General features: G+C 60.5%; 21 protein-coding genes, 2 tRNA genes and 3 pseudogenes. 12 read left to right on the top strand and 14 right to left on the bottom strand.

What is annotated here, in order from left to right:
* A complete protein-coding gene (locus tag ACMYUN_RS19365) occupies positions 1-1,419 on the bottom strand; it encodes a short-chain fatty acid transporter (RefSeq protein ID WP_016773194.1) in 1,419 nt (472 codons plus the stop codon).
* A 338-nt stretch (positions 1,420-1,757) separates the two neighbouring features.
* Here ACMYUN_RS19365 and ACMYUN_RS19370 point away from each other — a divergent pair, with 338 nt between their 5' ends.
* The 4 genes and pseudogenes from ACMYUN_RS19370 (at position 1,758) to ACMYUN_RS19385 (ending at position 5,290) form a co-directional block, all read left to right on the top strand.
* Complete coding sequence (locus tag ACMYUN_RS19370) at positions 1,758-3,071, top strand: MFS transporter (protein WP_415761454.1); 1,314 nt, start codon at positions 1,758-1,760, stop codon at positions 3,069-3,071.
* Positions 3,072-3,274: 203 nt separating this feature from the next.
* Positions 3,275-3,913 (top strand): annotated as a pseudogene (locus tag ACMYUN_RS19375) (PAS domain-containing protein); the annotation flags it as partial.
* Between the two features lie 150 nt (positions 3,914-4,063).
* Positions 4,064-4,501: pseudogene (locus ACMYUN_RS19380) on the top strand (methyl-accepting chemotaxis protein); the annotation flags it as partial.
* A gap of 189 nt (positions 4,502-4,690) precedes the next feature.
* Entirely contained in the window at positions 4,691-5,290 is a 600-nt protein-coding gene (locus tag ACMYUN_RS19385; protein ID WP_415761456.1) for a flavin reductase family protein, read from the top strand.
* A 53-nt stretch (positions 5,291-5,343) separates the two neighbouring features.
* On the opposite strand, the gene ggt is transcribed toward ACMYUN_RS19385, so the two are convergent.
* Entirely contained in the window at positions 5,344-7,176 is a 1,833-nt protein-coding gene (gene ggt / locus ACMYUN_RS19390; RefSeq protein WP_415761458.1) for a gamma-glutamyltransferase, read from the bottom strand.
* Positions 7,177-7,366: 190 nt separating this feature from the next.
* Positions 7,367-7,549, bottom strand: a complete 183-nt coding sequence (locus ACMYUN_RS19395; RefSeq protein ID WP_415761460.1) for a hypothetical protein — start codon at positions 7,547-7,549, stop codon at positions 7,367-7,369.
* A gap of 163 nt (positions 7,550-7,712) precedes the next feature.
* Here ACMYUN_RS19395 and ACMYUN_RS19400 point away from each other — a divergent pair.
* Positions 7,713-8,050: pseudogene (locus tag ACMYUN_RS19400) on the top strand (DNA-binding protein).
* 185 nt (positions 8,051-8,235) lie between these two features.
* Here the strand turns inward: ACMYUN_RS19400 and ACMYUN_RS19405 are convergent.
* Positions 8,236-8,312, bottom strand: a tRNA-Met gene (locus tag ACMYUN_RS19405).
* A gap of 115 nt (positions 8,313-8,427) precedes the next feature.
* The gene (locus ACMYUN_RS19410) at positions 8,428-10,485 is read right to left on the bottom strand and encodes a methyl-accepting chemotaxis protein (RefSeq protein WP_415761462.1); all 2,058 of its coding nucleotides are present in this window, start codon (positions 10,483-10,485) and stop codon (positions 8,428-8,430) included.
* Positions 10,486-10,817: 332 nt separating this feature from the next.
* Between ACMYUN_RS19410 and ACMYUN_RS19415 the strand changes: the two genes are divergently transcribed.
* A complete protein-coding gene (locus ACMYUN_RS19415; protein WP_415761464.1) occupies positions 10,818-12,035 on the top strand; it encodes an MFS transporter in 1,218 nt (405 codons plus the stop codon).
* A gap of 182 nt (positions 12,036-12,217) precedes the next feature.
* Here ACMYUN_RS19415 and ychF read toward each other — a convergent pair whose 3' ends face one another.
* From ychF to ACMYUN_RS19455, 8 genes are all read right to left on the bottom strand, one after another.
* Positions 12,218-13,318, bottom strand: coding sequence for a redox-regulated ATPase YchF (ychF, locus tag ACMYUN_RS19420; RefSeq protein ID WP_016773202.1), 1,101 nt, complete (start codon positions 13,316-13,318; stop codon positions 12,218-12,220).
* Between the two features lie 22 nt (positions 13,319-13,340).
* On the bottom strand, positions 13,341-13,925 hold the full coding sequence (pth, locus tag ACMYUN_RS19425) for an aminoacyl-tRNA hydrolase (protein ID WP_039761261.1): 585 nt from the start codon (positions 13,923-13,925) through the stop codon (positions 13,341-13,343).
* Positions 13,926-14,096: 171 nt separating this feature from the next.
* A complete protein-coding gene (locus ACMYUN_RS19430; protein ID WP_039761263.1) occupies positions 14,097-14,699 on the bottom strand; it encodes a 50S ribosomal protein L25/general stress protein Ctc in 603 nt (200 codons plus the stop codon).
* Between the two features lie 141 nt (positions 14,700-14,840).
* Positions 14,841-15,782, bottom strand: coding sequence for a ribose-phosphate pyrophosphokinase (locus ACMYUN_RS19435; RefSeq protein WP_003171603.1), 942 nt, complete (start codon positions 15,780-15,782; stop codon positions 14,841-14,843).
* A gap of 45 nt (positions 15,783-15,827) precedes the next feature.
* A tRNA-Gln gene (locus ACMYUN_RS19440) sits at positions 15,828-15,902 on the bottom strand.
* A gap of 37 nt (positions 15,903-15,939) precedes the next feature.
* Entirely contained in the window at positions 15,940-16,791 is an 852-nt protein-coding gene (gene ispE, locus ACMYUN_RS19445; RefSeq protein WP_415761467.1) for a 4-(cytidine 5'-diphospho)-2-C-methyl-D-erythritol kinase, read from the bottom strand.
* A 3-nt stretch (positions 16,792-16,794) separates the two neighbouring features.
* The gene (gene lolB, locus ACMYUN_RS19450; RefSeq protein ID WP_042609700.1) at positions 16,795-17,412 is read right to left on the bottom strand and encodes a lipoprotein insertase outer membrane protein LolB; all 618 of its coding nucleotides are present in this window, start codon (positions 17,410-17,412) and stop codon (positions 16,795-16,797) included.
* Between the two features lie 3 nt (positions 17,413-17,415).
* Positions 17,416-19,140, bottom strand: a complete 1,725-nt coding sequence (locus tag ACMYUN_RS19455; protein ID WP_039761275.1) for a tetratricopeptide repeat protein — start codon at positions 19,138-19,140, stop codon at positions 17,416-17,418.
* 182 nt (positions 19,141-19,322) lie between these two features.
* Between ACMYUN_RS19455 and hemA the strand changes: the two genes are divergently transcribed.
* The 6 genes from hemA to ACMYUN_RS19485 all read left to right on the top strand — a co-directional run bounded on the left by hemA (position 19,323) and on the right by ACMYUN_RS19485 (position 24,682).
* Complete coding sequence (gene hemA, locus ACMYUN_RS19460; RefSeq protein WP_016773209.1) at positions 19,323-20,609, top strand: glutamyl-tRNA reductase; 1,287 nt, start codon at positions 19,323-19,325, stop codon at positions 20,607-20,609.
* Positions 20,606-21,688 (top strand): peptide chain release factor 1, encoded by a 1,083-nt coding sequence (prfA, locus tag ACMYUN_RS19465; RefSeq protein ID WP_129997684.1) that lies wholly within the window; start codon positions 20,606-20,608, stop codon positions 21,686-21,688. The genes hemA and prfA overlap by 4 nt, the downstream gene beginning before the upstream one ends.
* Entirely contained in the window at positions 21,689-22,519 is an 831-nt protein-coding gene (gene prmC / locus ACMYUN_RS19470) for a peptide chain release factor N(5)-glutamine methyltransferase (RefSeq protein WP_415761470.1), read from the top strand.
* Positions 22,513-23,268, top strand: a complete 756-nt coding sequence (locus tag ACMYUN_RS19475; RefSeq protein ID WP_039761279.1) for a molybdopterin-synthase adenylyltransferase MoeB — start codon at positions 22,513-22,515, stop codon at positions 23,266-23,268. Before prmC ends, ACMYUN_RS19475 begins: the two co-directional genes overlap by 7 nt.
* Positions 23,261-24,052, top strand: a complete 792-nt coding sequence (murI, locus tag ACMYUN_RS19480; RefSeq protein ID WP_415761473.1) for a glutamate racemase — start codon at positions 23,261-23,263, stop codon at positions 24,050-24,052. Before ACMYUN_RS19475 ends, murI begins: the two co-directional genes overlap by 8 nt.
* Positions 24,053-24,163: 111 nt before the next feature.
* On the top strand, positions 24,164-24,682 hold the full coding sequence (locus ACMYUN_RS19485; protein ID WP_024014291.1) for an acyloxyacyl hydrolase: 519 nt from the start codon (positions 24,164-24,166) through the stop codon (positions 24,680-24,682).
* Positions 24,683-24,816: 134 nt separating this feature from the next.
* Here ACMYUN_RS19485 and ACMYUN_RS19490 read toward each other — a convergent pair whose 3' ends face one another.
* Complete coding sequence (locus ACMYUN_RS19490) at positions 24,817-25,122, bottom strand: YkgJ family cysteine cluster protein (protein WP_039761282.1); 306 nt, start codon at positions 25,120-25,122, stop codon at positions 24,817-24,819.
* Positions 25,123-25,158: the final 36 nt, after the last annotated feature.

Here is a 25,158-nt window from a genome sequence, read left to right on the forward strand (position 1 = left end):
CTACGGCATCACCGGCGGCGTATACGCCAATGTCGTCCCCAGCGCCCACAACAACAGCAGCACCAGTGGCGTGTGCACCAGCAGTTGCACGAACGAGAAACCGATCAGGTCCCGCGCCTTCAACCCGAGCACGCCCAGCAGCGGCAGCATATAGAACGGGTTGATCAGGTTCGGCAGAGCTTCGGCGGCGTTGTAGATCTGCACTGCCCAGCCGAGGTGGTATTGCAGGTCATTGGCGACTTGCATCACGTAGGGCGCTTCGATAATCCACTTGCCGCCGCCGGACGGTATGAAGAACCCGAGAATCGCCGAATACACACCCATCAGCAGCGCATAGGTGTCATGCGAGGCGATGCTGACAAAGAAAGTCGAGATGTGATGCGCGAGGGTTTGCGCATCGGCGCCTTTGACCGTGGTCATCAGCGCGGCGATCGAGCCGTACAGCGGAAACTGGATCAACACGCCAGTGGTGGTTGGCACCGCACGGGCCACCGCATCGAGGAAGCTGCGCGGGCGCCAGTGCAACAGCGCGCCGAGCATGATGAACAGGAAGTTGTAGGTGTTCAGGCCGGAAATCGCAGTGATCGCCGGTTTGGTCGAGAACTCGTGAAACAGCCATCCCGCCGCCAGCAGCACCAGCACGATGATCAGCAACGGGCTGTGTTCCAGCCATTCGCCGGGGCGAGTGCGCGGTTGCAGCGGTGGCAGATTGAACGCCGGGTCGATGCCACAGGCCTTGGCGTCGCGTGCCGAGTTCGGCCCCGGGGCGGTGGCGTAGGCGATGATGATCGAAATCACGATCAGTGCCAGCAGCATTACCCCGGACTGCCAGAGAAAAATGGTTTCGGTGAACGGGATCACGCCGGTGATCGACAGGATCGACGGCGGCAGGCTGCCGGGGTTGGCCTGCAACTGGGCGGCCGACGATGACAAGCCCAGCGCCCACACCGCGCCCAGACCTAGATACGCAGCGGCACCGGCGGCGCGGTAATCCATCTTCAGGTCGGTGCGGCGGGCGAGGGCGCGTACCAGCAGCCCGCCAAATACCAGCGACAGACCCCAATTGAGCAGCGATGCGACCATCGAGATCAACGCCACCCAAGCCACGGCGGAGCGGCCGTTCTTCGGGATGCGTGCCAGTTTGTCGATCAGCTTGACTGCGGGCGGAGAGCTAGCGACGACGTAGCCGCCGATCACCACGAAGGCCATCTGCATGGTGAACGGGATCAGGCTCCAGAAGCCGTCGCCGAAGGCCATCGCTGCAGCGGTGGGTTTGGCGCCCATGGCCAGAGTGGCCAGCGCAACGATGATCACGGCCAACGCGGCGAACACCCAGGAGTCGGGAAACCAGCGTTCGGCAAAACTGGAACAGCGCAGGGCAAAGCGCGCGGAGCGGCTATCTTCGATATCAACGGCCACGGGAAGTACCTCGGATTTTTTATGGTTATTTTGATCTCTGGCCACAATCTCAACATGGTCAGCGCCCCTTGTGGGAGCGAGCTTGCTCGCGAAGGCGTCAGGTCAGTCAACAGTGATGTTGAATATACCGGCCTCTTCGCGAGCAAGCTCGCTCCCACAGGGATTGATGGTGGTTTGTAAGCTGTGGCCCAGCAGACAGGCGCTAACAGTAAATCAAGCGCCGCCCTTTTGTTGAGCAGGTTTTCGCAAACCGAGACTATGGTCTGACGGGTTGTCGATCCGCGCATTTGCGTAGACCATGGGCGCCTTGGTTTTTGCCGATGCCTGAGTTCTTTGTCATGACTGCCAATTCTCCAGCCCGACCGGCGCCATTCAGCCGTGCCGACTACAAGACCCTCGGCCTTGCGGCGCTCGGCGGGGCGCTGGAAATCTACGATTTCATCATTTTCGTGTTCTTCGCGCTGACCCTGAGCCAGCTATTCTTCCCGCCGGAAATGCCCGAGTGGCTGCGCTTGCTGCAGAGTTTCGGCATCTTCGTCACCGGTTATCTGGCACGGCCGCTGGGCGGGATTCTGATGGCGCATTTCGCCGACCGTCTCGGGCGCAAAAAGGTGTTCAGCCTGAGCATCCTGATGATGGCGCTGCCGTGTCTGCTGATCGGGATCATGCCGACCTACGGGCAGATCGGCTATTTCGCGCCCTTGCTGTTGCTGGCGCTGCGCATCCTGCAAGGCGCTGCGGTGGGTGGTGAAGTGCCGAGTGCCTGGGTGTTCGTCGCCGAGCATGCGCCTGTCGGCCATCGCGGTTACGCCCTCGGATTTTTGCAGGCCGGCCTGACCTTCGGTTACTTGATCGGCGCACTCACGGCGACCTTCCTGGCGCAGGTTTTCACGCCCGCCGAAATTCTCGATTACGCCTGGCGCTATCCGTTTCTGCTCGGCGGCGTGTTCGGCGTAGTGGGCGTTTATCTGCGCCGCTGGCTCAGCGAAACCCCGGTGTTCATGGCCATGCAAGCGCAGCGCGAGGCGCGGGTCGAGCTGCCGTTGCGCACGGTGCTGCGTGAACATCGTCTGGCCATGCTGCCGGCCATGTTGCTCACCTGCGTACTCACCTCGGCAGTGGTGGTGTTCGTCGTCATCACCCCGACCATGATGCAGAAAACCTTCGGCATGACCGCCAGCCACACCTTCGGACTCAGTGCGCTGGGCATCGTCTTTCTCAACATTGGCTGCGTGATCGCCGGTCTGCTGGTCGATCGCATCGGCGCCTGGCGCACGGTCATGCTCTACAGCCTGTTGCTGCCGCTGGGCATTGGCGTTTTGTATGGCTGCCTGATCATGGGTGGGTATTGGATCGGCATGGCCTACGCGGTCGCCGGTCTGGCTTGTGGGGTAGTGGGGGCGGTGCCTTCGGTGATGGTCGGGCTTTTTCCGGCGCGGATTCGCGTGTCGGGCATTTCCTTCACCTACAACATTGCCTACGCCGCCTGGGCAAGTATCACACCGCTGTTGCTGATTGGTCTGATGCCGTGGAGCCCGTGGGTCTGCGTGATGTTCTGTGCAGTGATGGGCGCGGTGGGCATTCTGACAGCGGCGTATTTCGGTGCGCGCATGCCGCGCACCGGCCCGTGTCAGGCTGCCGGCGCGGCTTGAACCGACAGCGCCGGACTATTTTCGACTGACGGGTCTTGAGCCCGCTTCAGAAAAGCTGCGCAAGGCCGATGGCTAGGTTGTATCCGCTTACTACCTGCCATCGGTGCTTTCCCATGTTCAATAAACGCTTGAAGCAAGAGCTGGCCGCTCTCCGTGAAGAACTCTCCAGCCTTGTACAAGTGAAGGAAAGCCTGGAAAGCGAAATGCTCGCGCTGACCCTTGAGCCCGATGGGCGGATTCGTTCGGTCAACCAGAATTTTCTCGATGAAATGTTCTACAAGAGCCAGGACCTGGTCGGCCGGGCAATCGAAGACATCGTGCCGGCCCAGGTCAAATCCGACGAATTCCATCAGCGCTTCAAGAACTCGATGAGCCGTGGCGAGCACTTCGCCGGCGCCGTGCGCCTGTTACGCGGCAATGGCGACGAGGCGTGGCTGCGTTCCATCGTGCAACCGGTGCGCTCGTCCGATGGCCGGATCAGACACATTTCCTTCTACGCCAGCGACCTGACCCGCACCATCGAAGCCTCCCGCGAGCATGAGAACCTGATCGGCGCGCTGGTGCGCTCTACCGCCGTGATCGAGTTCGACCTCAACGGCAATGTGCTCAGCGCCAATGATCGCTTCCTCAACGGCATGGGTTACAGCCTGGCGCAGATCAAAGGAAAACATCACCGCACGTTCTGCGCCCCGGATGAGTACAACAGCGCCGAGTACCAAAACTTCTGGCGGCGCCTGAACAGCGGTGAATTTGTCGCTGGCCGCTTCAAGCGTATCGACAGCCATGGTCGTACGGTGTGGCTGGAAGCGTCCTACAACCCGGTGGTTGATGCCAACGACAAACTGTACAAAGTGGTGAAGTTCGCCACGGTGATCACCGATCAGGTCAACCGCGAGCAGGCGGTTGCCGATGCAGCGAGCATCGCTTACAGCACCTCGCAACAAACCGACAGCACCGCGCAACGGGGCACCACGGTGGTCACCGAAGCGGTGAACGTGATGCGTGATTTGTCGCGGCACATGCAAGCCGCTGGCGAAGGTATCGAGGCGCTCAACGAGCAGTCGCTGGTGATCGGCACCATCGTCAAAACCATCAGCGGCATTGCCGAACAGACCAACCTGCTGGCGCTCAACGCCGCCATCGAAGCCGCTCGCGCCGGCGAGCAGGGCCGTGGTTTTGCCGTGGTCGCGGACGAGGTCCGGCAGTTGGCCTCGCGCACCAGCCAGGCGACCGATGAAATCGTTGGCGTGGTACGGCAGAACCAGGAAATGGCCCGCAATGCCGTGGCGCTGATGACCGACGGCAAGCTTCAGGCTGAACAGGGCCTGGCGCTGGCGGCGGAGGCGGGCACGGTGATCGTCGAGATTCAGGACGGTGCGCAGAAAGTGGTGGATGCGGTGGGGCAGTTTGCCAATCAGCTGTCTCACTGACACCGCACTGATCGTTCCCACGCTCTGCGTGGGAATGCCGCCCGGGACGCTCCGCGTTCCTTCGCTGGCGTGGCGCAGAGCGTGGGAACGATCACCGAGGGGCAGCGCCGCATCTGCTCATTCCCACAGGTTCTGTGATTCTCCAGTGACAGCGCTACAATCGGCTCCTTTTCCTCCGGAGCAAATCCCATGAGCGCCTCCCACCGCCGTCCGGTGCCTCTGAACAAAGCCTACCGCCTGCTCAACCACGGCCCGACCGTTCTGGTCAGTGCCGCCCATGATGGCCAACGCAATATCATGGCCGCCGCCTGGGCCATGCCGCTGGATTTCGAGCCGCCGAAAGTCGCCGTCGTCCTCGACAAATCCACCTGGACCCGCCAGTTGCTCGAAGCCTCCGGCACTTTTGTGCTGAATGTGCCTTGCGTCAATCAGGCCGATATCGTGCAAACCGTCGGCAACACCTCCGGCCTGGAAATCACCCGCGCCCAGGGTCAGGACAAGTTTCAGGCGTACGGTCTGCAAACCTTCGCTGGCGAACAGGTTGAAGCGCCGCTGCTCGACGGCTGTGTCGCCTGGCTCGAATGCCGCCTGCTGCCGGAGCCGCGCAATCACGAGCAATACGACCTGTTCCTCGCCGAAGTCATCGCCGCCCAGGCCGACGAGCGAGTGTTCAGCGACGGCCGCTGGCATTTCGAAGGGCAGGATGGATTGCGCACGCTGCATCACGTTGCGGGCGGGCATTTTCTGACGATTGGGGATGGGGTGGATGGCAAGACGTTGGCGGTCTGATTTACTCCCGGGAGAAGGCCTGCTGCTCGGCAGGCCTTTTTCAATGCAGTGTTTCAGTCCCCCAACGCTTCTCCCTCACGCCGAGGATCGGCACCCCCCGCCAATTTCGCTTTGCCCTGCGCATCCTTCACCCGCACGATCGCCTGGGTACCGCTGGTCATGTCGATTTCGCTGACCGCGTGGCCCTTGTCCTTGAGTGCCTGGATCAGCGCCGGGCTGAACTGTCCCTGTTCCAGTTCGGTGGGGCCATTGCGGCTGCCGAAGTTGGGCAGGTTGATCGCACTTTGTGCGTCGAGGTTCCAGTCGAGCAGGCCGATGGTGGTTTTCGCCACGTATTCGATGATTTGCGAACCACCGGGGGAGCCGACCGTGGCGATGAGTTCGCCAGTGTTGCGATCAAAGATCAGTGTCGGCGCCATCGACGAGCGTGGGCGTTTGCCCGGTTCGACGCGGTTGGCAACTTTCTGCCCGTTCTCTTCGGGGATGAAGGAGAAGTCGGTCATCTGGTTGTTCAGCAGAAAACCCTGAACCATCAGGTGCGAGCCGAACGCGGCTTCGATGGTGGTGGTCATCGACACGGCGCCGCCGAGATCATCCACCGCGACCACTTGCGAGGTCGAGATGCGCAACGGCGAGCGGTCCGGTGCGTAGGCAATCTGCACGCCCGGCGGTGTGCCCGGTTTGGCGCTGCCCATGCTGCGCTCGCCGATCAGGCTGGCGCGGCTGGCCAGATAGCCAGGATCGAGCAGACCTTTGACCGGCACCGGGACGAAGTCGGTGTCGGCCACGTATTGCGCACGGTCGGCATAGGCCAGACGTTCAGCCTCGGCGATCAGATGCACCGCTTGCGGCGCCGGTTCGATGCCGGCCGGCCTGTTGGTGTTCACTGGTTTGAGCGGCGTCAGCGACAGGCGTGGGTCGCGAGTCTCCAGCGCCTGCAATGTGCCGAGAATCTGCGCCACGGCGATCCCGCCTGACGACGGTGGCGGCATGCCGCAGACCTGCCAACGCTTGTAGTCGGTACACAGCGGCGCGCGCTCCTTGGCCTGATAACGCTGCAAATCGTTCAGCGACAGGCTGCCTGGATTGGCGTGCTGTTGAACCCTGGCGACGATCTCTTCGGCGATCGGACCTTTGTACAGCGCATCGGCACCTTCGCTGGCGATGCGTTTGAACACGGCGGCCAACTTCGGGTTTTGCAGGCGCGTGCCGACGGCTTTGACGCTGCCATCGTCATTGAGGAAGTACGCGGCCATCTCTGGCGACTGGCGTATCAGAGGATCGGCAGTCAGCAGCGAATGCAGGCGCGGGGAAATCGCAAAGCCTTGCTCGGCCAGTTTGATCGCTCGCTCAAACAGCTTCGCCCATGGCAAGCGACCGTGTTGTCGATGCGCCAGCTCCAGGGCGCGCAATACCCCGGGCGTACCGACCGAGCGGCCGCCGATCTGCGCTTGCGTAAAGGCCATCGGTTTACCGTCAGCCTTCAGGAACAGCTTCTCGGTGGCCCCGGCCGGGGCCGTTTCGCGGCCGTCATAGGTGCGCACCTGCTTGCCATCCCACAACACAATCATCGCCCCGCCACCGATCCCGGAAGACTGCGGCTCAACCAGCGTCAACACCGCCTGCATCGCAATCGCAGCATCAATCGCCGAACCACCCTGACGCAACATCTCCCGCCCGGCTTCGGCCGCGAGTGGATTGGCAGCAGCGGCCATGTGTTTATTGGCGTGTCGGGCTTGCAGATCAGTGCGGTAACCGGAAGCGGCTTCCGGTGCCAGCGGCAACGAAGAAGAGGGCGGGGCGTTGCATGCGGTGAGGGTCAGAGCGCTGACAAGCAGTGTCAGGGCTGGCAGGCGAAAGCGCTTCAAGGGCTGGGCTGGAAACACGCGGGCTCTCCGTCCGTGGGGTAAAAGTCTTGGGGGACTTTATCGAGCGGGCCGGCGGGGTGCAAACTGCGTGAGGATTACAGCACTCCCGCTCAGCGGCCGCGCCAATCGATTGGCCGAAAACGATGCCCTTGTGGGAGCGAGCCTGCTCGCGAAAGCGGTAACTCGGATGGTGCGATCTTCTTGGTTCTTAGTCGGTGTGAAGCGTGCCGTCGGCCATTTTGCTCGGCAGCATTTCCAGCACGAACACGCTGGCCGGCCCGCCGGCGCCACGGATGGCCCAGTTCAGGCGCTGTTGCAAAAAAACGCCGCCGGCCAGACGTCCCAAAGCCAGGTGGGCACCTATCGCCGTCGCGACCGCCGGATTTCTCATACAGATTATTCAGGTCGACAGCCTACACGGCGTTGCCTGAGGATGGTTTCTGTACGGTTCCCAGGAGGGGCTTCACTTTTGCTGGGCGGTGGAACAAAACAAAGGCAGCAACACGACATCGACCAATCAAAAGAAATCTGGAAGGCCCTGAAGAGGTCGCTCAATGAAAAGCGTAAGCAATCACGAGGACAGTGTTCTCGAAATGCTGCGCACGAACGAGAATTTCGCTCTCGAATATCTCGTTGCAGCATTGGAAGAAATTGATGAAGAGGGCGGTGAGTCTGTGTTTCTCACCGCGGTGCGACGTGTGGTGGAAGCGAGAGGCGGTTTTGCCGCTGTCTCCAACGCAACCGGACTCAATAGAGGCAATCTTTACCGCCAATTTCAGCAGATGGAAACCCAGGCCTTTCTACGCTACCGAAGGTGCTGTCTGCTGTGGGGCTCGGTTTGTCGAAGGTGGTCGCTCACAGTCAGGATGATCAGGAACACACAGCAGCGTGATCCACCGTGGTAAGAAGCCCGGCTCGATGTCGGGCTTTCTGATTTTTTCCCTGCGGCATTTCTCTGATGGGGGAACGTGGAATTGATCCGCTGACATTAAGCGGTAGGTTGCGAGTGAAGCAGAGCGCAACTTTTCTCGAGGCATAAAAAAACGGCCTACCTTTCGGTAAGCCGTTTTTAGTACTTGGTGGCTACACAGGGACTTGAACCCCGGACCCCAGCATTATGAATGCTATGCTCTAACCAACTGAGCTATGTAGCCAAGTGGCGCGCATTATTCCCCTGAAATGGCAAAGCGTCAAGCGTAAATCGAAAATATTTCTTCCTGTTTTCAACCGCTTATCCTCCAGCCCCGAAAATTGGGGCCGGGGAGGGCGTCAGCGCAGTTGGAATCTGGCGGTATTTGCGCTCAGGGCCTCGCTGCCCTGGCTCAAGGTGTCCGCCGCGAGGTTAACCGCGCGTGCGCCTTCAAGCAAACGCACCGCCGCTTGATCGACCTGCTGGATATTGCCGCTGACTTCGTCGGCGGTGCTGGCCTGTTCTTCAACCGCCGTGGCGATTTGCGCCAGGGTGTCGGTGACACTCTGTACGGCGCTGGCGATTTCTCCCAGGCGTTCGCCGAGGCCGGTGACCGCTTCGGCATCCGATTGCGCCTGACCGCAGGCGGCTTCCATCAGGCTCACCGCTTCGTTGACCGTGGCGCGCAGACTGTCGACAGTGCCGGCGATCTGCGCCGTGGACGATTGCGTGCGTTGCGAGAGGCTGCGCACCTCGTCGGCGACCACGGCAAAGCCGCGACCCTGTTCGCCGGCGCGGGCGGCTTCGATGGCGGCGTTGAGCGCGAGCAGGTTGGTCTGCTCGGCGACGCCGCGAATCGTGTCCACGACCAGTTGAATTTGTTGGCCTTGCTCGCTGACCCGGCCGAGCGCGGCGGCAGTGTCGTTCAGGCGCTGATTGAGCTGCTGAATGCTGGCCGTGGTGCGTTGGCTGTCGCGGCTGCTGTCGGCGGCGATGCGTCGGGTTTGCTGGGCGCTGCCGGAAGCCTGTTCGCAACTCTGCGCGACGCCTTGCGAGGTCGCGGCCAATTGGGTGGCGGCAGCGGCGATCTGGCTGATCTGCAACTGCTGCGCCTCAACTTCACCGAGGGCGCCGCTGGAGTGTTGGTTGAGGCTGCGTACCGCGTTGCTCAACTGCGAGGTCTCGTGGTCGACGCCGAGCATGCTGCTGCGCAGTTGCACCACGGCGACGTTGAGCGCGGTGCTGATCGCTGCCAGCTCATCGCGCCCCACCACCGGCACTTGCAGGCTCAGGTTACCGTCGCGCAAGGCCTCAGCGAGCAAGGTGATGCCGCTGGCACTGCGGCGGATCGAGGCTTGCAGGCAGACGAACAGGTACAACGCGGCCAGCAGCAGGCAACCGAAGATTGCGGCGACAAGAATGAACTGGCGGATCGCCGAGCTGTAATACGCATCGAGCCGCTGATCCAGCGCGACCAGTGACTGCTGGCGCAGGGAAGCGAGGTCGGTGAGCAGCGCGTCGAGGCTGCGTTCGAAGTCCTCTGGCTTGAGGTTGATGCTGCCGCCAAACACACCGTCGTCGAGGACTTTCAGGCCGCTGTCGAGGTGTTTCAGGCTGTCGTGATACTGACCGGCCCAGGCTTGCAGCTCGACTGGCAGACGAGCCTCCAGCAGGCCGGCGGTTTTCACCAGTTGCTCGCGGGCGTCGCCGATGCGGCTGCGCAGGTCGCGCAACTGCAGGCGGCTCTGCAGGGTGAACTGCCCGGAGACCACCGAAGCCTGGCCGACTGCGGCGAGACGCCCGACCCGCTCGATCAGGTCAGGTGCGTGTTGCGTGGAAATCTGCGTCAGCAAGTAGGTTTCCAGCCACGGCGCTAGGGTCAGGCGATTGTCCATGACGATCTGCTCGCGCAAAGCTTGCAGCGCGCCCAGGGCATTGGTGAAGCGGTCATAACCGTCCGGCCACCAGCCGACACTGCTGAGGCTTTTCGAATCAAGGCCATTGAGTGCGGTTTGCAGCGCCTGAAAGCGCTCGAGGATTGCGCCGTCGGCGCCTTGCTGGTTCAGGGCATTGCCCAGCTCGGTGGTGGCTTGCAGCACCGCCGGTTGCACGCCATCGAAGGCAGCCATGGCGGCGAGGGTGGCCGGTGTCGGCTGACGATTGGTCTCGGTGGCGCGCCAGCGGGCGGCGCGGTCGCGTTGCGCGGCGAGCAGGTTGTCCAGCGCATCCAGCGCGAGCAATTGACGCACACCGGCACGTTCGCCGGAGATCAGATTGAGCTTCTCGCGATAGTCATGGCCGATCATCAACAGGCTGCCGGCCAGCGGCAGAATGAACAGCAGAAACAACAATTGGAATTTACCTGCGAAGCCAAACCGCCCCAGCAATTTGATCCCCGGTGAAAGGAAAGCCTGCATGCCTCATGACTCCTCTGGACACCACGCACCATTGGCGTGCATCGCGAACCTTTGGGCTGCGACCTGTGCCCTCTAAAAGGCCTCGAAAGTTCACCCATGCCCGCTCTGTAGGCCGGCTCTGTAGCGAAACTTCCCATTGTCGAGCGCCTTTGTAAGGCGATCGTGTTCAAGGGCAGAAGCAAGGCAAGATTCAGACCATGGCGTTGCGCTATCACCTTGCAGTCGACGACCAGTCAGTTAGTTAGCTGCCTAAGGGGATAGCGCGAGCGCACCGAAAAATGGCACATTGACGCACCTGCCTGCGGGCACTCATCTGCTGTCCGGAAATTTTCATGGCTATCAGCAACGTTCAGACCGCCGCTGCCTCGGCGACCGCTGCTCCGCAAAGCAGCCCCTTGGTGATGCGCATCATCGGCGCGGTGGCGCTGGCGCATTTGATCAACGACCTGATCCAGTCGGTGCTGCCGTCGATCTACCCGATGCTCAAAGCCAACTATGGCCTGACCTTCACCCAGGTCGGCCTGATCACCTTGACCTTCCAGTTGACCGCGTCGCTGTTGCAGCCGTGGGTCGGTTATTACACTGATCGCCACCCGAAACCGTGGCTGTTGCCGGCGGGCACGGTGTGTACCTTGATCGGCATTCTGATGATGTCGGTGGTCGGCAGCTTCCCGCTGATCCTGCTGGCGGCGGCGCTGATCGGCATTGGCTCGTCGACCTTTCACCCGGAAGCCTCGCGTGTGGCGCGGCTGGCCTCGGGCGGCCGCTTTGGTCTGGCGCAATCGACCTTTCAGGTGGGCGGCAATGCCGGCTCCGCGTTCGGCCCGTTGCTGGCGGCGGCGATCATCATTCCCTTCGGCCAGGGCAATGTGGCGTGGTTCGGTCTGTTCGCAGTGTTTGCGCTGTTTGTGCTGTACCGCATCAGCCGCTGGTACGCCAATCACCTCAACCTGTTCAAGCTCAAGGCCGGCCAGGCGGCGACGCACGGCTTGTCGAAGGGCAGGGTGACCAGTGCGCTGGTGGTGCTGGGGCTGCTGGTGTTCTCCAAGTATTTCTACATGGCCAGTTTTACCAGCTACTTCACCTTCTACCTGATCGAGAAATTCGACCTGTCGGTGGCCAGTTCGCAATTGCATCTGTTCCTTTTCCTGGGCGCAGTGGCGGCGGGGACGTTCTTCGGTGGACCGATTGGCGACAAGATCGGACGCAAGGCAGTGATCTGGTTTTCCATCCTCGGCGTCGCGCCGTTCACCTTGATCCTGCCGCATGTCGATCTGTTCTGGACCAGCATTCTCAGCGTGGTGATCGGCTTCATTCTCGCCTCGGCGTTCTCAGCGATCGTGGTGTACGCGCAGGAACTGGTGCCGGGTAATGTCGGGATGATTGCCGGGATTTTCTTCGGTCTGATGTTTGGTTTCGGCGGGATTGGCGCCGCGCTGCTCGGGCATCTGGCGGATGTGCACGGGATTGAGTACGTGTATTTCCTGTGCTCGTTCCTGCCGTTGTTTGGTGTGTTGGCGATCTTCCTGCCGCGTACTAAAAAGGCCTGATCAGACGAATCGAACTGTGGGAGCGAGCCTGCTCGCGAATGGGTGGGTCAGTTGACGAATGCTTAGCTGACACGCCGCATTCGCGAGCAGGCTCGCTCCCACAGGGAAATGTACTCAGTCACTGAATTTCAGGCACAAAAAAGCCGCGTATCAAACGCGGCTTTTTCTTGCCCGGCTGTTGCTTAGACGTTGAAACGGAAGTGCATCACGTCGCCGTCTTTGACGATGTAATCCTTGCCTTCCAGGCGCCATTTGCCGGCTTCTTTGGCGCCGGCTTCGCCCTTGTACTGGATGAAGTCGTTGTAGGCGATGACTTCGGCACGGATGAAGCCTTTTTCGAAGTCGGTGTGGATCACGCCAGCGGCCTGTGGTGCGGTGGCACCGACCTTGACGGTCCAGGCGCGGACTTCTTCGACACCGGCGGTGAAGTAGGTCTGCAGGTGCAGCATTTCGTAGCCGGCGCGGATCACGCGGTTCAGGCCAGGCTCTTCCAGGCCCAGAGCCTCAAGGAACATGTCCTTCTCTTCGCCGTCATCGAGCTCGGCGATTTCCGCTTCGATCTTGTTGCACACCGGAACGACCATGGCGCCTTCTTCTTCGGCGATGGCCTTGACCACGTCCAGGTGCGGGTTGTTCTCGAAACCGTCTTCGGCAACGTTGGCGATGTACATGACCGGTTTGGTGGTCAGCAGGTGGAAGCCCTTGATAACGGCTTTCTCATCCGCGCTCATGTTCTTCATCAGGCTGCGTGCCGGCTTGGCTTCGGTGAAGTGCGCGATCAATTGCTCGAGCAGTGCCTTCTGAACCACAGCGTCCTTGTCACCGCCCTTGGCGTTGCGCGCGACTTTCTGCAGTTGCTTCTCGCAGCTGTCGAGGTCGGCGAAGATCAGTTCCAGGTCGATGATTTCGATGTCGCGTTTCGGGTCGACGCTGTTGGAAACGTGAATCACGTTGTCGTCTTCGAAGCAGCGCACGACGTGAGCGATAGCGTCGGTTTCGCGGATGTTGGCCAGGAACTTGTTGCCCAGGCCTTCACCTTTCGAGGCGCCGGCGACGAGGCCAGCGATGTCGACGAATTCCATGGTGGTCGGCAGGATGCGCTTCGGATTGACGATGGCTGCCAGAGCTTCCAGGCGCGGATCCGGCATCGGCACGATGCCGCTGTTCGGCTCGATGGTGCAGAAGGGGAAGTTCTCGGCCGCGATACCGGATTTGGTCAGGGCGTTGAACAGGGTGGACTTGCCGACGTTAGGCAGGCCGACGATGCCGCAATTGAATCCCATGGTGTTTCCCCTCGGGTAAAAGTCAGGCCTTCTGGCTGTGCAGGTTTTTCATCGCGCGGTTCCATTCCCCGGCGAGGATATCCGGCAGCACGCCGAGGGCAAAGTCGATGCTGGCATCGAGTTTTTCCTGTTCGGCGCGTGGCGCACGACCCAGGACGAAATTTGAAACCATACTGGCAACGCCCGGATGGCCGATGCCAAGCCGCAGGCGGTAGAACGTATTCTGATTGCCCAGTTGCGCAATGATGTCGCGCAACCCGTTGTGACCGCCATGACCGCCGCCCTGCTTGAGCTTGGCAACGCCCGGAGGCAAGTCGAGTTCGTCATGCGCCACGAGGATTTCTTCAGGCTTGATGCGGAAGAAACCGGCGAGTGCCGCCACGGCTTGGCCGCTGCGGTTCATGTAGGTGGTGGGAATCAGCAGACGAACATCCTGACCCTGATGCGAGTAGCGCCCGGTCAGGCCGAAATATTTGCGATCGGCCACAAGAGTCACATTTTGTGCGTGGGCGATGCGCTCAACAAAAAGGGCCCCTGCGTTATGCCGGGTCTGTTCGTATTCAGCGCCTGGATTTCCCAGGCCAACGATCAGTTTGATGGCAGTCACGATAGGGGCCCTTCCTTGGAGTGGTGGATAACATCGCCGCGATCAGGGAAAGCGGCGAAAGTGGACGAAAAATGCTCATTTACCATGGATGTAAACTCCGCGTTCTCGCCCGCTTTCTCGCTACGTTCCAGTCCGCGATGTTACTTGCTCACTCCGGCATGACAGAGTGAATTACTCTGCTGCGCCTTCTTCGGTAGGTTCTGCAGCTACACGTGGAGCGTGGACGTTGGCAACAGCCTTGTCATCGCCGTGTGCCAGAGCAACGAACTCAACACCTTTAGGAGCTTTGAGGTCCGACAGGTGAATGATGGTGCCGATTTCTGCTTTCGACAGGTCGACTTCGATGAACTCAGGCAGATCTTTTGGCAGGCAGGAAACTTCGATCTCGGCAACAACGTGCGAAACTTCGCCGCCTTTCTTGACTGGAGCTTCTTCGCCAACAAAGTGCACAGGCACGATGGCGGTCAGTTTCTGGCCGGCAACAACGCGTACGAAGTCAGCGTGCATCACGTGGCCTTTGGCCGGGTGACGCTGCAGAGCCTTGATGATGACGTTCTGCTTGGTGCCACCAACGTTCAGCTCGATGATGTGGCTGTAAGCCGCTTCGTTTTCGAGCAGTTTGGCAACTTCTTTGGCCAGCATGCTGATGGATTCAGGGGCTTTGTCGCCACCGTAAACTACAGCTGGAACCAGGCTTGCGAGACGACGCAGGCGGCGGCTCGCACCTTTCCCCAGGTCGGAACGCACTTCAGCATTCAGAGTAAAATCGTTCATTTTGTATCTCCAAAATAGCCATGACCGAGTGGCGTTTGCGACCAGCGCCGAACACGGTATGGGCAAAAAAGCCCCGCCCCGACAGGAATGCCGGGGCGGGGCGCTTTTCGTCAACGAGACATTTCGTGAAGGGCAGGGCCCTTAACGGAACATCGCGCTGATCGATTCTTCATTGCTGATGCGGCGAACCGCTTCGGCAACAACCGGTGCGATATCCAGTTGACGGATACGTGCACAGGCTTGTGCTGCAGCGGACAGCGGGATGGTATTAGTGACCACCAGCTCGTCCAGCACGGAATTTTCGATATTCTCGATGGCCCGGCCCGACAGCACAGGGTGTGTGCAGTAGGCAAAGACCTTGGCTGCGCCATGCTCTTTCAGGGCCTTGGCCGCGTGGCACAGGGTGCCAGCGGTATCGACCATGTCATCGACGAGAATACAGGTACGCCCTTCGACATCACCAATGATATGCATCACTTCAGAGTGATTGGCTTTCTCACGGCGTTTGTCGATGATCCCGAGATCGACGCCCAGCGACTTGGCAACAGCCCGTGCACGCACGACGCCACCAATGTCCGGGGACACGATCATCAGGTTTTCGAAGCGCTGATCTTCAATGTCATCCACCAGAACCGGGGAGCCGTAGATGTTATCTACCGGAATATCGAAGAAGCCCTGAATCTGGTCAGCATGCAGATCAACCGTGAGAACACGGTCGATGCCGACTACGGTAAGCATGTCAGCGACGACTTTCGCGCTGATAGCCACACGTGCGGAACGCGGACGGCGATCCTGACGGGCATAACCAAAATAAGGAATAACAGCAGTGATACGAGTAGCCGAGGAGCGGCGGAAGGCATCAGCCATCACTACCAGTTCCATCAGGTTATCGTTGGTCGGAGCGCAAGTCGGCTGAATAATGAAGACGTCTTTACCGCGAACGTTTTCATTGATCTCGGCTGTGATTTCACCGTCGGAAAACTTGCCGACAGAGATGTCACCGAGAGGGATATGCAGCTGACGTACGACACGCCGAGCCAGATCGGGGTTGGCATTCCCCGTAAAGACCATCATCTTGGACACGCGCAGTACCTAGAGGCTGAGGGTAACCTGGATGAGTAGAGAAAATGGCAGGGGCGGCTGGATTCGAACCAACGCATGGCAGGATCAAAACCTGCTGCCTTACCGCTTGGCGACGCCCCTGTATCTGTTGCTTTCAAGTGCCGGGCACTTGATTCCTTTAGAGCAGACTTTGCAGCTTGCGATGCAACATCGAAACGTTGCTTCCTTTCGCTACAAACCCTGTAAGGGTCTCTGTCAGAAGGGCCGAGACTTTATCAGCTTCAGCTTTGCTTGGGAAGCCCCCAAACACACAACTTCCAGTTCCGGTGAGCTTTGCTTCGGTAAATTTACCTAACAAATCCAATGCGTTACGTACCTCTGGATAACGCCTTGCTACCACCGGCAAGCAGTCATTTCGACTGTTTCCCTCGGGAACGGGGCGCACTTTAATGGGCGGTGTGTTACGTGTCAACAAAGGATCGGAAAAAATTTCTGCCGTACTAACAGCGACTTGCGGCACGAGCACCAGATACCACGGTTCTTCGGGATCGACCGGGGTCAGTTTCTCACCGACGCCCTCGGCAAACGCCGCGTGGCCGCGGACGAAAACCGGCACATCGGCACCGAGTGACAAGCCCAGTGCGGCGAGGCGATCTTCATCCCAGCCCAGTTGCCAAAGATGATTGAGACCGAGCAGGGTCGTCGCCGCGTTCGAACTGCCGCCACCAATGCCGCCGCCCATGGGCAGGACTTTGTCGATCCAGATGTCGATGCCGAGCGCGCAGCCGGACTGTTGCTGCAACATCTTCGCTGCGCGCACGATCAGGTTGCTGCCGTGGGGCACGCCGGCGAACTCGGTGTGCAGTTGGATGGCGCCGTCATCGCGCACGGCGAAAGTGAGTTCATCGCCGTAATCGAGGAATTGAAACAGCGTCTGCAACTCGTGATAACCGTCTTCACGGCGACCGAGAATGTGCAGCATCAAGTTGAGTTTGGCCGGCGAGGGCAGGGTCAGGCGTGCAGCGGTCATGCGTTATTGCCCCAACTTGCGCGGTTGCCAGGTCTTGATCACCAGCGTCACGTCGAGGTCGGTGCCGTGCAGCTTGATGCGTTCGGGCAGCCAATAACCATTCTGTTCGGTGTAGGCGGTGTATTCGACTTTCCAGCCGTCCTGCTCAAGGCTGGCCAGACGACTGTCGGCGTCCAGGTTCAGACGACTTTTACTTTCCGGAGCTGGCAGGCCACGAACCCACCAGGCCAGATTCGACACCGGCAATTTCCAGCCGAGCTGTTCTTCGAGCAGCGCTTCAGGTGATTGCGATTCGTAGCGGCCCTGGTTGGCAACTTCCAGCGACACCTTGCCCGGACGCCCGGTCAGGCGTGCCGCGCCACGACCCAGCGGGCCGGACAGGCGAATGTCGTAATAGTCCTGCCGCTGCAGCCAGAACAACGTGCCGCTGCCGGAATCCTTCGGCGCGCGGATGCCGATCTTGCCGTCGATCTGCCAGCCATCGAGGCCGGTCAGTTGCTGTTTGTTAGCCGCCCACTGGGCCGGGCTGCCGTGGCCCTCGACCGACTCGCGAGTGCCGAACCCCGAGCAGCCGGCGAGCAGGGCGATGAAGCTGAAAACAATAACGTGGCGCAAAAACATGGGTTAAAGAGTCTCGGATCCGGTCAGGCGCTTGATGGTGCTGCGCAGAATGGTGCTGTCGGGTTGGTCCTTGAGGAACTTGCCCCACACTTGTTTGGCTTCGCGTTGATTGCCCTTGGCCCAGAGGACTTCGCCAAGGTGCGCGGCGACTTCGTGATCAGGAAAACGCTCGAGCGCCTGGCGCAAGTATTTCTCCGCATCATCCAGATTGCCCAAGCGGTAGTTCACCCAGCCAAGGCTGTCGAGAACTGCCGGGTCTTCCGGGTTGATCTGGTGCGCCTGCTCGATCAACGTTTTCGCTTCAGCGTAGCGGGTGGTGCGATCGGACAGGGTGTAGCCCAGCGCATTCAGCGCCATGGCATTGTCCGGATCGCGCTTGATGATCAGGCGCAGGTCTTTTTCCATCTGCGCCAGGTCATTGCGTTTTTCCGCGAGCATGGCCCGGGTGTAAAGCAGGTTGAGATCGTCCGGATATTTCTGCAGCGCTTGTTGCAGAACCTTCCAGGCCTTGTCGTCCTGTTTGTTGGCCGACAGGCTTTCCGATTCGATCAGATACAGCTGGATCGCGTAATCCGGTTGCTCGTCACGCTCGGCCGCCAGTTTGCTCTGCGCTTCGGCGGTCTTGCCGTTGCTCATCAGGATATCGGCCTGACGCAGCTGTGCCGGCAAATAGTCATTGCCCGGGCCGACCTGTGCGTACTCGATGAGTGCGCCTTGCGGGTCGTTGCGTTCTTCGGCAATCCGACCGAGGTTCAGGTGCGCCGAATCGACATGGCTTTCGCGAGCGATCAGGTCTTCCAGATAACCCTTGGCCTCATCCCACGCCTTGGCTTCCAGGCACACCAGCGCCAGCGAGTAACGCAGTTCATCGTCTTCCGGGTATTGCTGAACAAGGGTGGAGAACTCGGCCTTGGCGTCGTCCATGCGGTCCTGTTCGACCAGCATGCGCGCGTAGGTCAGGCGCAGGCGTTTGTCTTCCGGGTACTTCCTGATGTTTTTCTGCAACAGCGGCAGCGCTTCGTCGCCACGGTTGAGTAACTGAAGCAGGCGCGCGCGCAGCAGGATGGGAGCGATCTCGCCATCTTCCGGCGGATTGTCTTCAAGCAGAGTCAGCGCACCTTGATTGTCGCCGTCCTGCTGCAACAGCAGAGCCTTGCCGAAAATCAGCTGGTTGTTGTTCGGGTGACGCTGCAGCAAACGGTCGAAGCTTTTCATCAGACCGTTGCGGGTTTCCTGATCGGTGTCGGCGGCCGACAGCGCGAGGAAGTCGAAATGGGTGTCGCCCTTGCCCTGCAGGACTTTCTCCATGTAGACCATGGAGTCGTCGTAACGCCCGGCGCGGGCCAGTTGCACGGCGGCGGCGCGTTGCGCTTCGAGGTCGTCCGGAGCATTGCGGGCCCAGATCAGCGCGGTGTCGAGGGCCGGTTGATCGGCGCCCAGATACTCGGCGATGCGAAAAGCACGCTCGGAGACGCCCGGATCCTGGGTGTTGATCGCCTGGGTGACGTAATTGTCCAGAGCAATGTCGAAACGATTGCGCTGGCCGGCGAGTTCGGCGCTCAGCAGGCTGAACACGGTTTCCTCGCTGAACGAGCTGTAAACCTTGGGCTTTTCAGGCGCGGGCGTGGTGTCTTCGGCCGGCGGGGTGCCGTTCGGCGCAACGGGCGCCATGGTCTGGCAGCCGCTGAGGAAGACAAAAGCGAGGAGCAACGCGGAAGATCTATTCATATAGGAAGAGGACGACTAACCTGCGGTCGGATCATCATGACACAAGCCTTCGGCCAAACATAACCGAGACTCAATTGTGGCCATTATAGGGGCCGACAATTGGGACAATAGTCAGCGGTAGTTGTTCTGAATCTTTCGAAGTAGGACAATTGCCGGCTTCACGTCACCACCAGCGACCTTGAATGGCCTTCCTTGCACTCGGTATTAACCACAAGACTGCTTCAGTAGACGTCCGCGAGCGCGTGGCCTTTACCCCTGAGCAGCTGGTTGAGGCCTTGCAGCAGCTCTGCCGACTGACCGACAGCCGCGAAGCCGCGATCCTCTCCACCTGCAATCGCAGTGAGCTTTATATAGAACAGGATCAGCTCTCGGCGGACGTCGTGCTGCGCTGGCTGGCCGATTATCACCATTTGAGCCTCGATGAGCTGCGCGCCAGTGCCTATGTGCATGAAGACGATGCGGCTGTTCGTCACATGATGCGCGTCGCCTCCGGGCTCGACTCCCTGGTGCTGGGCGAACCGCAGATTCTCGGTCAGATGAAATCGGCCTACGCCGTAGCCCGTGAGGCCGGCACTATCGGGCCGTTGCTGGGGCGGCTGTTTCAGGCCACCTTCAATGCCGCGAAGCAGGTGCGTACCGATACTGCGATTGGCGAAAACCCGGTGTCGGTGGCGTTTGCCGCAGTGAGCCTGGCGAAACAGATTTTCAGCGATCTGCAACGCAGCCAGGCGCTGCTGATCGGTGCCGGCGAGACGATTACGCTGGTCGCGCGCCATTTGCATGAGCTGGGAGTCAAGCGCATCGTCGTCGCCAACCGCACGCTGGAGCGCGCCAGTCAGTTGGCCGAGCAATTCGGCGCTCACGCGGTGCTGCTCTCGGATATTCCGGCGGAGCTGGTGCGCAGCGATATCGTCATCAGTTCGACCGCCAGCCAGTTGCCGATTCTTGGCAAGGGCGCGGTGGAAAGTGCGCTGAAGCTGCGCAAGCACAAGCCGATCTTCATGGTCGACATTGCGGTACCGCGCGATATCGAGCCGGAAGTCGGCGAACTCGACGACGTTTACCTGTACAGCGTCGATGATCTCCACGAAGTGGTCGCCGAGAACCTCAAGAGCCGTCAGGGCGCTGCACAAGCGGCGGAGGAAATGGTCTCGGTCGGCGCCGACGATTTCATGGTGCGCCTGCGCGAACTGGCGGCGGTCGATGTGCTCAAGGCCTATCGTCAACAGAGTGAACGCCTGCGTGACGAAGAATTGCAGAAGGCCCTGCGTCTGCTGGCCAACGGTGGCAACGCCGAAGATGTGCTCGGGCAACTGGCCCGTGGCCTCACCAACAAACTCTTGCATGCGCCCAGCGTGCAGTTGAAAAAGCTGTCTGCCGAAGGCCGCCTCGATGCGCTGGCCATGGCCCAGGAACTCTTCGCCCTTGAGGGCTCACCGGATAGTTTTTCGGATAAAAAACCGCAATGAAAGCGTCACTGCTCAACAAGCTGGACATTCTCCAGGACCGTTTCGAGGAACTGACCGCGCTGCTCGGCGACGGCGAAGTCATTGCCGATCAGGCCAAATTCCGCGCCTATTCCAAGGAGTACGCCGAACTCGAGCCGGTAGTGGCCGCGTATAAAAAGCTGCTCGGCGTGCAAAGCGATCTCGAAGGCGCGCAGGCGCTGCTCAAGGACAACGACCCGGACATGCGCGAAATGGCCGTGGAAGAAGTCCGCGAAGCCAAGGAGTTGCTGGTCACGCTGGAATCCGACCTGCAGCGCATGCTGCTGCCGAAAGATCCGAATGACGGGCGCAACGTCTTCCTCGAAATTCGCGCCGGCACCGGTGGCGACGAGGCGGCGATTTTCTCTGGCGACCTGTTCCGCATGTACTCGCGCTATGCCGAGCGGCGTGGCTGGCGTGTCGAAATCCTCTCGGAAAACGAAGGCGAACATGGTGGCTATAAAGAAGTCATTGCGCGCATCGAAGGCGACAACGTTTACGGCAAACTGAAATTCGAGTCCGGCGCGCACCGTGTACAGCGTGTACCCGCCACCGAATCCCAGGGCCGTATCCACACTTCAGCCTGCACTGTCGCGGTATTGCCCGAGCCGGACGAGCGGGAGGCCATCGAGATCAACCCGGCGGATCTGCGCGTCGACACGTTCCGCTCCTCCGGCGCTGGTGGTCAGCACGTCAACACCACCGATTCGGCGATCCGCATCACCCATATCCCGACCGGCACCGTCGTTGAATGCCAGGAAGAACGTTCCCAGCACAAGAACCGTGCCCGGGCGATGGCGTGGTTGTCGGCCAAGCTCAATGATCAGCAAAACGCTGCGGCGGCCAACGCGATTGCCAGCGAGCGCAAGTTGCTGGTCGGTTCCGGCGATCGATCCGAGCGCATCCGCACCTACAACTACGCCCAAGGCCGGGTCACCGACCATCGCGTCAACCTGACCCTGTATTCGCTGGATGAAATTCTCGCCGGTGGCGTCGAAGCGGTGATCGAGCCATTGCTGGCCGAGTATCAGGCAGACCAACTCGCAGCGATAGGTGAATAAATGACCATCATCGCCAGCCTGTTGCGCGCTGCCGAGCTGCCGGACTCGCCCACTGCACGCCTGGACGCTGAACTGCTCCTCGCCGCCGCACTGGGCAAGTCGCGCAGCTTTCTGCACACCTGGCCCGAGCGCATCGTGCCGAGCGAGGCTGCGCTGACCTTTGCCGAATATTTGCAACGGCGGCGTAGCGGTGAACCGGTGGCCTACATTCTCGGCCAGCAGGGTTTCTGGAAACTCGATCTGGAAGTTGCGCCGCACACGCTGATCCCGCGCCCGGACACCGAGTTGCTGGTGGAGGCAGCCCTTGAGTTGCTGCCTGCAACCCCGGCCAAGGTCCTCGATCTCGGCACCGGCAGTGGCGCGATTGCGTTGGCTTTGGCCAGCGAACGCCCGGCGTGGGAAGTCACCGCCGTCGATCGAGTGCTCGAAGCCGTGGCCCTGGCCGAACGCAATCGCCAGCGTCTGCACTTGAACAACGCCACGGTGCTGAGCAGCCATTGGTTCAGCGCCCTTGAAGGCCAGCGCTTTCAGCTGATCATCAGCAACCCGCCGTACATTGCCGCCGCCGATCCGCATCTGGTCGAGGGCGATGTGCGTTTCGAACCGGCCAGTGCGCTGGTCGCCGGTGAAGATGGCCTCGACGATTTGCGCCTGATTGTTGCGCAGGCGCCGGATCATCTTGAAACCGGCGGCTGGCTGATGCTCGAACACGGCTATGATCAGGCCGAAGCCGTGCGTGATCTGCTGCTCACTCGTGGCTTTGAAGAAGTCCACAGCCGCACCGATCTGGGCGGCCATCAACGCATCAGTCTGGGGCGCCTGCCGTGCTGAATGATCAGGAATTGCTGCGCTACAGCCGGCAGATTCTGCTGCAACACATCGACATCGACGGGCAGCTGAAGCTCAAGGCCAGCCGCGTGCTGATCGTCGGCCTTGGCGGTCTCGGCGCGCCGGTGGCGTTGTATCTGGCGGCAGCGGGCGTCGGCGAGTTGCATCTGGCGGATTTCGACACGGTCGACCTGACCAACCTGCAACGACAGATCATTCACGACACCGACAGTGTCGGCATGTCCAAGGTCGACTCGGCGCTCAAGCGCCTGGGTGCGATCAATCCCGAAATTCAATTGATCGCCCATCGCCAGGCGCTGGACGAGGATTCTCTCGCCGCAGCGGTGGCGGCGGTGGATCTGGTGCTCGATTGCTCGGACAATTTCTCTACGCGTGAGGCGGTTAACGCCGCCTGTGTTGCCGAGCGCAAGCCATTGGTCAGCGGCGCGGCGATTCGTCTGGAAGGGCAGCTGTCGGTGTTCGACTCACGGCGTGCCGAGAGCCCTTGCTATCACTGCCTGTACGGACACGGCAGCGAAGCCGAGCTCACGTGCAGCGAAGCGGGTGTGGTCGGGCCGCTGGTCGGTCTGGTCGGCAGCTTGCAGGCGCTGGAGGCGTTGAAGGTGCTGGTCGGTTTTGGCGAGCCGCTGGTGGGGCGGCTGTTGCTGATCGACGCCTTGGGCTCGCGCTTCCGTGAACTGCGGGTCAAGCGCGATCCGGGCTGCAGCGTCTGTGGCGCCCGCCATGCGTGAAGCGCCAATCGGCGTGTTCGACTCCGGGGTCGGCGGCTTGTCGGTCCTCGGCGAGATCCAGCGTTTGCTGCCCAACGAATCGCTGCTTTACGTCGCCGATTGCGGGCACATTCCCTACGGCGAAAAGACCCCGGAATTCATCCGCCAGCGTTGCAGTGTGATGGCCGGGTTTTTCCGCGAGCAGGGCGCCAAGGCTCTGGTGCTGGCGTGTAATACCGCGACCGTGGCCGGTGTTGCCGACTTGCGTCGCGATTTTCCCGACTGGCCGATTGTCGGCATGGAACCGGCGGTCAAGCCGGCCGCAGCGGCGACCCGTAGCGGCGTGGTTGGCGTGCTGGCAACGACAGGTACGTTGCAGAGCGCCAAGTTTGCCGCTTTGCTCGATCGCTTCGCGGCTGACGTAAAAGTCATCACTCAGCCCTGCCCGGGGCTGGTCGAGCTGATTGAAAGTGGCGACCTGCACAGTCCCGAGTTGCGCACGTTATTGCAGGGTTACGTCACGCCTTTACTGGCTCATGGCTGCGATACGATCATCCTCGGATGCACCCATTATCCTTTTCTCAAGCCGTTGCTAAGGTCGATGATCGCCGACGATATCAGCCTGATCGATACCGGAGCTGCCGTGGCCCGACAGCTGCAACGGCTGCTGGTCGAGCGTCATCTGCTGTCACAGGGGCCGAGCGTGCCAGTGAAATTCTGGACCAGTGCTGATGCGCAATCCTTCAGAAAAATCCTACCTCTGCTGGGCCAAACTGCGTCGAATGTGCAAAACTTCGACTTGTAAAAAAAATGTGAAATAACTCGAAATACGCTGAACTTCTGACCACGCGCAGATTTCTATAGCGACAGCAGCAACTAAAAACCAAACGATCGTTCCGGAAAAGGAAGTTTCAAAGTGAAGCGACTATTCTGCTTGGCCGCGATTGCGGCCGCACTGATGGGGCAAAGCATTTCTGCACAAGCCGCTGGCGTTGAATTCGCCGTCGGCGGTACCAGCGATTCGACAATGACGTATCGCCTGGGCATGAATTTCGACTGGGACAAGAGCTGGCTGCAGAGCGACGTGGGTCGCCTGACCGGCTACTGGAGCGGCGCCTACACGTACTGGGAAGGTGACAAGACTTCCAGCAACAACAGCCTGTCGTTCTCGCCTGTATTCGTTTACGAGTTTGCCGGTCAGTCGGTCAAACCCTACGTTGAAGCGGGTATCGGCGCGGCGTTTTTCTCCAACACCGAATACGAAAGCAACAAACTGGGCGGCTCCTTCCAGTTCGAAGACCGCATCGGTTTCGGCCTGCGCTTCAATGGCGGCCACGAAGTCGGCATCCGCGCCACGCACTACTCCAACGCCGGCCTGTCCAGCGACAACGATGGTGTAGAAAGCTACGCGCTGCATTACACAATGCCGCTGTAATCCGCCGCTACGCGGAACCAACGTGGGAGCGAGCCTGCTCGCGAAAGCTGAGTGTCAGTCAATTCAAATGGTGGCTGACACACCGCTTCGCGAGCAGGCTCGCTCCCACAGTTGTTTCTGCGTTGTCAAAGAAATCAGCGGTAGGCTGTGGCAATACCCCGGCGTTCTTCGATGCACTCCGGCGCGCCCATTTCGAACTCGCGGCAGATCAGCGGGCGGCGTTCGTAGATCGTGCACATCATGCTGTCGCGATCCAGCGCGGCGCACCAGCCGTCGTCCAGACGCAGCATTACTTCACCGCCCCATTCATCGGTATCGATAAAGCGATCAGGCACGCCGGTGTCGGTGATCAGCATCACTTCGAGCTGGCAGCAGCATGCCGCGCAGGTCGAGCAGGTGACGGCCGGTTCTTCGACTTGTGTGAGGGGGATGGTTTTCATGGCGGCAGTGTAAGGCAGTGATCGCTGTGGGTGTGA

This window comes from Pseudomonas sp. CP4, from assembly GCF_047758505.1.
Lineage (GTDB): Bacteria > Pseudomonadota > Gammaproteobacteria > Pseudomonadales > Pseudomonadaceae > Aquipseudomonas > Aquipseudomonas fluorescens_AO.